The organism is Nocardia brevicatena NBRC 12119 (genome assembly GCF_000308495.1).
In the GTDB taxonomy this organism is placed as follows: Bacteria; Actinomycetota; Actinomycetes; order Mycobacteriales; family Mycobacteriaceae; genus Nocardia; species Nocardia brevicatena.
Genome location: NZ_BAFU01000219.1, coordinates 1 through 9554, shown reverse-complemented (window position 1 = coordinate 9554; position 9554 = coordinate 1). Strand labels below are relative to the sequence as shown.

General features: G+C 65.6%; 12 protein-coding genes and 2 pseudogenes. 3 read left to right on the top strand and 11 right to left on the bottom strand.

The window, feature by feature from the left end:
- Positions 1-28 precede the first annotated feature (28 nt).
- Together ON20_RS26760 and ON20_RS26755 are read right to left on the bottom strand one after the other, a co-directional pair.
- Positions 29-598: a transposase gene (locus ON20_RS26760; RefSeq protein WP_218002641.1), complete on the bottom strand. Its 570-nt coding sequence runs from the start codon at positions 596-598 to the stop codon at positions 29-31.
- On the bottom strand, positions 511-1032 hold the full coding sequence (locus ON20_RS26755; protein WP_218002640.1) for a winged helix-turn-helix domain-containing protein: 522 nt from the start codon (positions 1030-1032) through the stop codon (positions 511-513). The genes ON20_RS26760 and ON20_RS26755 overlap by 88 nt, the downstream gene beginning before the upstream one ends.
- 319 nt (positions 1033-1351) lie before the next feature.
- Between ON20_RS26755 and ON20_RS26750 the strand changes: the two genes are divergently transcribed.
- Positions 1352-1912 carry a hypothetical protein gene (locus ON20_RS26750; protein ID WP_040840043.1) on the top strand — a complete coding sequence of 187 codons (561 nt, stop codon included), beginning with the start codon at positions 1352-1354 and terminating at the stop codon, positions 1910-1912.
- 343 nt (positions 1913-2255) lie between these two features.
- Here ON20_RS26750 and ON20_RS41135 read toward each other — a convergent pair.
- The 3 genes and pseudogenes from ON20_RS41135 to ON20_RS26735 all read right to left on the bottom strand — a co-directional run.
- Positions 2256-2348, bottom strand: a pseudogene (locus ON20_RS41135) (IS21-like element helper ATPase IstB); the annotation flags it as partial.
- A 168-nt stretch (positions 2349-2516) separates the two neighbouring features.
- Entirely contained in the window at positions 2517-2891 is a 375-nt protein-coding gene (locus tag ON20_RS26740; RefSeq protein WP_040840040.1) for a YdeI/OmpD-associated family protein, read from the bottom strand.
- 70 nt (positions 2892-2961) lie between these two features.
- Positions 2962-3909 carry a helix-turn-helix transcriptional regulator gene (locus tag ON20_RS26735; protein ID WP_040840038.1) on the bottom strand — a complete coding sequence of 316 codons (948 nt, stop codon included), beginning with the start codon at positions 3907-3909 and terminating at the stop codon, positions 2962-2964.
- A 92-nt stretch (positions 3910-4001) separates the two neighbouring features.
- Between ON20_RS26735 and ON20_RS26730 the strand changes: the two genes are divergently transcribed.
- A complete protein-coding gene (locus ON20_RS26730) occupies positions 4002-4394 on the top strand; it encodes a VOC family protein (RefSeq protein ID WP_040840036.1) in 393 nt (130 codons plus the stop codon).
- A gap of 110 nt (positions 4395-4504) precedes the next feature.
- Here the strand turns inward: ON20_RS26730 and ON20_RS26725 are convergent, their stop codons facing one another.
- From ON20_RS26725 to ON20_RS40705, 3 genes and pseudogenes are all read right to left on the bottom strand, one after another.
- Entirely contained in the window at positions 4505-4828 is a 324-nt protein-coding gene (locus tag ON20_RS26725; RefSeq protein WP_040840035.1) for a hypothetical protein, read from the bottom strand.
- A 140-nt stretch (positions 4829-4968) separates the two neighbouring features.
- On the bottom strand, positions 4969-5097 hold the full coding sequence (locus ON20_RS40020; protein WP_281032913.1) for a hypothetical protein: 129 nt from the start codon (positions 5095-5097) through the stop codon (positions 4969-4971).
- Between the two features lie 338 nt (positions 5098-5435).
- Positions 5436-6074: pseudogene (locus ON20_RS40705) on the bottom strand (tyrosine-type recombinase/integrase); the annotation flags it as partial.
- A 760-nt stretch (positions 6075-6834) separates the two neighbouring features.
- Between ON20_RS40705 and ON20_RS36900 the strand changes: the two are divergent.
- Positions 6835-7167, top strand: a complete 333-nt coding sequence (locus ON20_RS36900; protein WP_157229035.1) for a hypothetical protein — start codon at positions 6835-6837, stop codon at positions 7165-7167.
- Positions 7168-7428: 261 nt separating this feature from the next.
- Here the strand turns inward: ON20_RS36900 and ON20_RS35020 are convergent, their stop codons facing one another.
- The 3 genes from ON20_RS35020 to ON20_RS26700 all read right to left on the bottom strand — a co-directional run.
- Positions 7429-8544 carry a tyrosine-type recombinase/integrase gene (locus ON20_RS35020; protein WP_169332384.1) on the bottom strand — a complete coding sequence of 372 codons (1116 nt, stop codon included), beginning with the start codon at positions 8542-8544 and terminating at the stop codon, positions 7429-7431.
- Between the two features lie 146 nt (positions 8545-8690).
- Entirely contained in the window at positions 8691-8903 is a 213-nt protein-coding gene (locus ON20_RS26705) for a hypothetical protein (RefSeq protein ID WP_040840029.1), read from the bottom strand.
- A gap of 83 nt (positions 8904-8986) precedes the next feature.
- A partial coding sequence (locus ON20_RS26700; protein WP_040840027.1) for a recombinase family protein occupies positions 8987-9554 on the bottom strand: 568 nt, incomplete at its 5' end.

Sequence of the window (9554 nt, the reverse complement as noted above, 5' to 3'; positions counted from 1 at the left end):
CGAGGTTTCGGTGTTTGGGTGATGGTGTTCATAGGTGAAGCCTTGTGTGGTCGAGGAATCGATAGCAAAGTTGGTAGCTGTTGCCGATGCGGGTGAGGCCGTTCTCGGCGGCGGTGGTGGCCTCGTCGACGGTGTCGGGGCACAGGTTGGCCAGTTCGACAGATTTCAGGTTGCCCCAGGCTGTTTCGAGGGGATTGAGGTCGTAGGCGTAGGCGGGTGGTTCTTCGACGCTCGGCCAGTGCTGCCGGTCGAGCCGGGTATGCATGGCGGCCGAGCGGTGTGCGCCCGGTCGGTCCCAGATCAGGATCACCGATCCACGCAGGTGCCGGTGCACCTCGGTAAGGAAGCCGATCAGTGTGTCGGTGTCGTAGCTGCCGGGCTTGGTCGCGAATACCATGACCGCCCGGCTGCGGTCGGGTCGATAGGCCAGGGCTGCAGCCATCGACATCTTGGTCCGGGAGAACCGGTGGATCAGCACAGGGGTGTGCCCACGCGGCGCCCAGGTCGCTCTTACCGCCGGGATCTGGGAGAACCCGGATTCGTCGGCGAAGCAGATCCAGGCCCGACGGTGGTGGGCGATTTTTTTATGCGCGGCCAATCGGCCGCGACCCGGTCGGCGATGGCGGCCTCATCGCGTTCGCGTGCCCTCCGAGCCGGGCGTTGGCGGCTCCATCCGAGCCGCTCACGCAGGATGGTCCAGGTCTGGGTCAGCGAGTACGACACCCCGGTGGCCTTTTCGATCACAGCCGCGATCCGCGCCAGGGTCCACAAATCGGTGACGTATCCATGCGCTCGGGGCCCTTTCAACAGGGCTTTCTCAACCTCGGCCGGTTGCGCGTCCGACAGCCGCGGCCCCGGCCGGGCCTGCGCCGCGAGTGCGGTGGTGCCGCCCCGCTCCCACGCGTGGTGCCACCGTGACGCCGACTGCTTCGAGACTCTCGGCTTCGCGGCCACTTCGGACTGACCGGCACCGTGATCGAACATCCGCCCGGCCTGCGCGCGGCGCTGACGCATTGCTTCCAGATTCCGCATACGCCCATCATGCTCCCGACACCAAGGAGCCACCATGACACCGAAAGATCTTTAGGACAAATTATCGCCGGATCCCGCCCGATCCGGTACGCCGCCCCTGGTCGATTGAAGCCGCCAACTCGTCAGCGGGGACCGGACCGGTTCGCTGCCGACTCTTCGACGTCGATGGTTGCCACCCGGCCAGGGCAAGACCGGCGGCCCACGAGAGACAATGCCTCATGCCAGGGTTCGGTCGTTGCCGTGGCCGGCGGCTGCACCGTATCGCCTACTACACCGCGACACTCGGTCGGTCGGCAGCGTGAGGGGAAGGGCTCGTTCCATGGATCAGGGAATCGACACAGCCGCCCAAGACGACCCGGAGTGGGTGGTGTGGTCGAGCCCGCAGCGTATCCAGGCGGCGGTGGACAAGCTGTTCGGTGAAACGCTGCCCCGAATTCCGGCCGATTGGAAGGTGCACACCGGTTCGGCCGAGCCCATAGGTCCGATGCCCATGGGTATTGATCGGTATAGCGACGAAATGGCGCTGCACTGGATCGATGACGCCTTCGACTACTTCTTCCCCGGCGAGGACTCGGTATTCGAACCCGATAATGCCGAGATCGTTGATCAATTCGTCTGCTACATAGGCGAGTACTTCGTGCGGCACTGCGACGGCCGGTGGATCAATGACCCCGAAGCGGGAGTGTTGCACGATTTCGGGCCGACGATCTGCTACGACTGGACCAGCGCTGCCGACTTCCCGATGAATCTGCTGCTCGACAGCGTTGAGCAGGGTTTCGAATACGCAACTCTCGCGTGGCATGCACGGACCGTGGAGCACGAGGCCCACGGGCTACCGCACGAGGGGCGGGAACTGCGCCACACATACGGGCGGGGGTGATCGCGGGCCGGGGGGATGTCCGACGACGATGACGAGCGTCGGCGCCGAGGTGTCGAGAACGCTCGCCGGGAGCAGCGCGAAGCGTCAGGGCGGGGCGTAAATCTCAGGACATCGGTCGCTGGTTTCACTACGGTATCGCGCAGCTGCGCGGTGAGACACGCGAGAACGGCTGGGTCCATGAACGGTCTGTGAAGCTGCCCTCGGGTTGGCTCTGGGCGTGAATGTCGGCATCAGTTTGTCGTGAATCCCGACACCGGTTGACGGTCGGCGGGCCGTTTCTGTGCGTGAAAACGAACACCACCCGGCCGGTGTGTCGGCGGGTGGTGTCGAGTGTTGGGATGGGTCAGTTCTGTTTGGCACGGGTGCCGGCGAGGCGGTGGGAGTCGGTGCCGGTTTCGATGATGTGGCCGCCGAAGGTGAGGCGGTCGACGACCGCGCCCGTCCCCGCCGGCTGCCCAACCGCCGCCCAGGCGGCGAACCCGGTCTGCCGTGAGTCATGGCCCGCAGCCGATCCGCACGGTACGCGGCCCCCGGACCGGCAAACCGGGCCTGTCCAGGAGAAAACTTGACAGACCCTCGGTGGGATTCAGCTGTGACGGAAGCCTCAGGCGCGGCCGGGGAGGCGACCGTCCGCCCGGGCAGCTGCGATGGCGGCATAGCCCGGCTCTCGCATCCGTCCGGCCGCGATCAGGGTCTCGGCCTTGCCCCGGTTGATCTCCGACCAGGGGCTTTTCGGGCGACGCGGTGAGTAGCGCTGGAGATAGTGGTCGTCGTCGAGGCGGCGGCGGTGGCTGTCGATCCAGCCGTAGCACAGGGCGACGTCGAGGGCTTCGGTGATGGTGATCGTCGCGACCGGCGCGTTCTTCTTGGCGATCTTCAACCAGATCTCCGCCGCGGAGTCGTGATGAGTGGCCAGCCATCGCTCGTATTCGGTGCCGGTGGTGAAAGTGATTGCGCCGATGTGGTCGGGGGTCGGCATTTCGGGTCTCCTCCTGTTCGACGGTGCTCCGATCCGATTCTCCGGTACAAAGTGCGCAACAAGTGAGCACTTATAACCGGCCGTAGCGATCGACCAGTGCCGCGCCCAGTGCGGCGAGTTCGTCGCGCACCGCTGCCGGTTCGATCACCTCTATATCGGCGCCCCAGCCCGCCAGCTGTTCGGCGATCGCCCGCGGGGTGTGCGCGGTGAGCCGGACCCGGATCCGGCCGTCGGACGCGGGGCCCAGAACTTCGCAATGCCTGCCCTGCCGGTCACGCAGGATCGGGAGGAGTCGTTCGCTGATCAGGGCCGTGGCCGCTGCGGTCGCCCGGCGCTGCTCCATCTCCGCCACGATTTCCGCCCAGACCGCCGGCAGATCGAGATCGGCGGGCCGGTGTAATGGCTGTTCGGTCAGTTCCACGTGCAGGATCAGGTCCACCCGGTAGGTGCGGCGACCGTTTTCGGTACCGGCCACCAGATACCAGATGGCGTCCTTGTCGACGAGGCCCCACGGGTCGACGACGCGTTCGCTCGCGGCCACCGCACGACCTCGGTAGCGCAGCACCACCCGGCGGCGGCGCACCACCGCCTGCTGCAACTGCCGGACCGTTTCGGGGAGTTCGCGTCCGGTGCGTCCCCAGCCCGCCGGATCGATCACGACCACGTCGGCGGCCGCCTCCGCTTCACCGCGGAAGGTCGCAGGGAGGGCGCGCAGCAGTTTGCGCAGCGCCGACCGTGCTTCCGGCACAGCTCCCGCCGACGGGCCGGTGAGCAGGAACAATGCCCGCGCCTCACCCGCGGTCAGCCCGCTGAGGTCGGTGCGGGCGCCGCCGATCAGCGACCATCCGCCGCAGCGGCCGGCCTGCGGGTACACCGGCACACCCGCGATGGACAGCGCCTCCAGGTCGCGCCGGGCCGTCGCCACCGAGACCTCGAGTTCGGCCGCGATCTCGGCGGCGGTGACCCGGCCGCGGGTCTGCATCAACAACAGGGTCGCCACCAACCGGTCTGCTCGCATCTCCCCATTCTTCCCGTAAAAGTGATCAGAAGTTGAGTACTTTTTCCGCGAGGATGGGTTCACCAGCTCGAAACACCACGAGGAGAACAGCGATGCTGCGAGGAATGGCGACAGTGAACTTCTACGCCCAGGATCTGGAGGCGGCGAAAGACTGGTACACCGAGTTTCTGAAGACACCACCGTACTTCGACGTCCCCGGCTATTACGAGTTCCGGGTGGGCGACTACGAGCACGAATTCGGTCTGATCGACCACGCGTATCGGCCCGAGCGCGCCGAACCCGGCCCGGGCGGGGCGATCGTGTACTGGCACGTCGACGATCTGCAGGCCACCTACGACCGGTTGCTCGAGCTCGGTGCCACCGAATACGCCCCGATCACCACCCATGGACCCGGTTTCGTCACCGCCTCGGTGGTGGATCCGTTCGGAAACATCCTGGGCATCATGAGCAACGTCCACTACATGGAGATTCTCGGCCGGAAGTGAGGGGAGAGGTCGCGGCGGCCCCGGTACCGTGTCCGGGTGTGGTGCACGAGGGTCTGTCAAGCTAACTTGATAGACCCAAAGGCACAGGGCTGCAACCGTCGTCCTATCTGTCAGGCGACGATGCCACGCCGCGAACCCGCGGAGGCTTTCGGTGCTGCGTGCTTCCTGCGGTGATCGTCGGTGGCGTCGGCGGCATCGATCATCTCGTTGAGTTCGGCGATCGAGTCCACTTCCGGGACCGAGACCAGGTGATTGCGGCGGAACCAGCCCACCTGGCCCTCGACGCCGCCTTTCTCGTGCGCGCCCTCGATGCCGGGCCGGCAGTAGAAGGCATCCAGCCCCAGGTGCGACCGGAATATCGTCCAGCGCTCGGCCTCCCTGCGGGCCCAGGTGAACCCGACCACCTGCATCACCGCTGACCGCGGGTTGTCCATAGCGGACCTTGTCGGTGGGAACACCGCCGAGCACCCGGACGGCATGCAGGTGGCCTTCTAAGGTCGCTTCCTGCCCGCCGGACAGGAAACAGCTTCTCCGCACTACTGACCTGGGCTTCTGGTCGAGGTTCAGCGGCTGGTCAGCTGAGCGCATCGACTCCGGCATCTCCGTCGGCGGCTCGTTGACAGAGGCGTTCGGCCTGCTGTTTCTTGTTCGCGATGTGCCGCAGGCTCTCTTCGAGTGCGGCGACCTCGCCCAGCCACCGCATCCGTCGGGCCTCGTTGAGTCGTTCGTGGGTGTTTGCTTCAATTCCAGCAGGCGTGGCACCTGGCTCAGCGACATTCGCAGCATCGGGCAACGGACACATGCGTGTTCGTGCTGGCAGGGCGTCCCATAGGGGCGGTCGCAGCGACCGAGCGCGACCTTTCGCAGGCTGAAGTGATCGCGGAACTCGTTCCATTCCTGATCGGTGGGTTCGCGGTATTCTTCGCTGGGACGGCGGGTTCGTCGTTGGTCGACGAACCGGCGGTAGTGCGAGATTACCTCCTCCGGATAGACCGCGACATAACCCTGAGTGGTGTTCAAGTCCAAGTGGCCCAATACCTTTGCGGCGATGTGGATGGGCAGGCCGCCGTTGACGGTCTCGGTGGAGAACACTCGCCGGAAATCGTGCGGAGTGAACCGCAGCGGACTGCCGTCGACATCGACGATCCCGGCTCGATCGGCGAGGTTGGCCAGCAATTCGCGCGCCATGCCTGGGCTCAGGACCTGCAACTGGTGATGAGTGCTGCGTTGAAACAGGTGCGGCAGCATCGGCCCGAAGACCCTCTCGTAGGTGTCGTAGCGCCTGATCAGCGGCACTCTCGCGCTGTCGCCCTTGATCCGTCGAATGATGCGGGCAAGGATCGCCACGAGTTCCGGATCGGCCGGGATGACGCGTTCCCGGTCGGTCTTGGACGGGCTGATTTGCAGCAGCGGCACCATTTCGCCGGTTGGAGCCTGGTATTGGCGCAAGCTCAGGTGGGTGAGCTCCAACAGCTCCTCTATCCGAGCGCCGGTGCGGCGTAGTACCTCGATGATGACGAAGGTCCAGAAGGCGTTGTTTTCGCGCCGTTCGGCATCGAAGCGTGGACCGGGTTCGTCGATCGGTGCGACGAACAGCGCGGACGGCCGCCAGTTGCTGGTTTGTCGGCCCGCGCGGCGATAGCGTCGCCCCGCGACGGTGAATTCCTCGCCGGGTCGCATGTCTCGGACGGCAGTGAGTAGCCGTGTCGCCTGTGCCAGTTCGTCTTCGGCGGCGGCGACGAGTCGCGGGACCACGGGAACCAAGGTGCGGGTGCGTTCCTGCATGCGGGCTTGGCGCTGCCGCACCATCTTCGTATATCCGCGCAAGTCGGCATCCCGCACCGGGCAGGGCACCGACCAGGCCGCCCACCGGGCCGGATCCTCTAACGCCCACTGCTGAAGGTCCAGATAGAAGGACCGGACGAGGAACAACACACTGTGCACGTCGCGACGCGGACGACCATCGGACAGCGTGCGGAGTCGGCTCTTCCACTCCGCCGCGACCGAATCGGGCAGGTTCAACGAGCAGATCCCGGGATGATGGCGCTCGAAATCGACCCAGAACAGGTAGACGAGTCGTCGGACATGATTGACCAGTGTGCCGTAGTCCATCGCGGCGGAGCGCTCGATGAAGTAGTGCACGAGCACGTCGCGGACCGCCGTGTCGGCGATCGGGTATTGGTCGACGAGCTCGGCGACGGTCCTCGGCCCGCGGTTGCGGGCCTCCCGCAGCGTTGCGGGCAGCCCGGCGAGCCCGCCCACGGATCGCAGCAACTGGTAAGCCATTGGCAATGCGGCCACCTTTCGACCGGCGGTGCGGCGGGCGTAGTCGTCGAGGTCGGCCAGGTCCAGCTCCCGCAGATTCTTGCCAGTGACGATGACGATGCGAGTGAGGGCATTGAGCGCCTCGGCAGCGTATTCCTGGTAGCCATCGCCGGAGGTGGCCGACTTCTCGAGCTCGGCGAACGTCGGCCTGGTTGTGACGCCGGAAGTTCTCGTAGGCGCCGAGCATCCGGCTGCTGGACAGCCAGCGATACGATGGTCGGATCACTCGCAACACAATCAGCGTGCTGTTGCCGAGCGTGAAGTTGTTGCGTTGCGCGGTCGTGAGTCCGGCCGGCAGCCAGGCGGTTTCCTTCTCGTTCGATCCGCTGATCAGCCATCGGTCTTGCCAGTTCTCGCCGGCGAAGGTTTCGAGCCAATCGAGGACCCGGTTCACGCCCCGATGAAACCGCTGCCGCTGCTGGTAGCTGAATCCGCTGTCGAACAGTGACTCGACCAGCTGCTCGATCTCCCCACGAGACGCGGCCTCCCGTCCGGCTGGAGCGACACGTTCCGGCTCCACGATAGCGGGAATGGACAGTGCTTCGGGTTCGCGGCCGCTGACGGGAGTCCGGGCGACACGGCCGTGCCGCATGGCCATCAGCTGACCCCGAACACGTCGGCCAGGTCCTGCGGATCGTAAGACCAGCCGTCCAACGGCAGCGGTGCCGATTTCGGTTTGGTGTAGTGCTCGTGCACCTTCGCGATCACCTCATCGGGCCGCGGCCGCAGGTAGCTGCCGGTCGTGGTGATCCGGCGGTGACGCATCACCTGTTGGGCATCGACCAAGCTGATATCCGGATCGCCGATCAGACGAAGACACAACGTGTGACGCAGATCGTGCAAGGTGACGTTCGCGCCGATTCGATCGTTGATGCGACCGAGCACCGCCCGCAAGGCTGTATATGTCAATGTCCGCAACGGCCTCCGCCTGGTCCACCACAAGGGTTCGGTGCCTCGCGGCCGAAATCCGTCGTCGGCCTAGCTCACCCAAATACAACGTCAACCAGGCGAACGCCTCCGGCGACGCTGGGCACGCCTGCTTGATCCCGCCGAGCCCTTTGGTGGCCACGAAGATGAGGCCCTCGCCCGGATGCACGTCCGACACCGTCATGCCGAGCAATTCAGCCGCCCGCGCTCCGCTGGACAGAAACATACTGACCAACGCCCGGTCCCGGTTGCAATCCAGCTCCGCGAACAGTTCGTCAAGGACCACGTCAGGAACGGCGCGCGGTTCGAGCAGCGGCTGTTTCTGCCGATAGAGCCCACGTCGGTGCAGCGGGAAGGGATCCATCGGATTGTGATGGGCGTCGAAACGACGGCCGTTGCGCGACTGCGGAGGAACTGGCGACACCACCGGGCCGGTGCCCGCGTTCACGTGGAAGTCATAGAACACCGCCAGCACCGAAAGCGCGTGGTTGATCGTCGCGGGCGCATAGCCCTCCGCCAAATACTGCTTGCCGGTCCGGGCATTCACCGAACCCGCCGCTGGAGCGTCTTGCCGCCGTCGAACCCGTGCCGGGTTCGACGCCGTCCGCAGCCACAACACGAAATCCCGCACGTCACGGCGCTCGGCACGATCCCAGACAACCCGCATCGCGGCCAGGAACCGCCACCACCGCAGCAGGTCGTAACCGTAGGACCGACACGACGCCGGACTATTGCCACAGGCGACCAGATCACGAAGAAAATCGCTGACCGGCCCGATAGGACTACCAGAGCCGTCGACCACCACCCACGGGAGCGTCCTGTCGCAGGTCGCCACCACCCTCCCGACCCGAGCCACATTCAGACCGGCGACCTCAGGCCGCACCGACTGCTGATCCACCGAACCTCCAAATTTCCGAACAATCTCGGAGGCAACCGTTCTCGATCACGCCACCCATCTGGTGGAGGACACGCCGTTAGTGCGGTCAATAGGTCGATGAACCGCCTTGCCCGAAAACGACATCCGGAAGCAGAACAGATAACAGGTCACCAGCTCTCCGCGGAGCCGGATCGTGATGTCGCCGAAGTCGACCTCGGCTTCCTCCCGGGCCGATGCGTCTGCGGGATGAAGGCTTTCGCCGGACCTCGGCCTGCCGCGGCCAGAATCTGCGGCTTGCGTTCGCGCACGTATCGGCCGAGCACCGAATACGACACATCGGTCATCCCGTGCTCGTCGATCAACCGCTGATAGATCCGCATCAGCGTGTGCCGCTGCTTGGGGTGCCGTTAACGATCGTGTCACCCGGTACATGAAGCTCTGTTCGGCCGGGTAGCCGCCGCGATCACTGTTTTTGTTCGGTCGCCGGTGTGAGGTAGCGGTGCAGTGATGTCTTCGGGATGCCGGTCTTGTGCGTGATCTCGCCGAGGCTGTTTCCCTGTTCGCGGAGCAGTTGGGCGTAGTCGATCTTGTCGTCGGGCCAGGCGGTGGGTCGGCCGATGTGGCGGCCCTTGGATTCGGCGACGGCGCGGGCGTGGGCGGCGCGTTCGGCGGTGAAGGTGCGTTCCATCTCCGCGAACAGCGCGAGCAGCAGGAACGCGATGCGGGCCATGCCTTCGTCGGCGGTGTTGATCGGGATGGGGTCGGCGAGGGTGCGCACGCCGATTCCCTTCTCGCCGAGGTCGTGGACGAGGTTGAGCACTTCGCGCAGGTTCCGGCCGAGCCGGTCGAGGGTGTAGGCGACAATGGTGTCGCCGGGGCGTGCGTATTCGAGCAGTTTGGTCAGGCCGGGCCGGTCGACGGTCGCGCCGGTCTTGCGGTCGACGTAGATCCGTTCGTCGGGCAGTCCGGTGTCGGCGAGGGCGTCGAGCTGGCGCTCAAGGCTCTGTTTGGTGGTCGAGACTCGGGCGTAG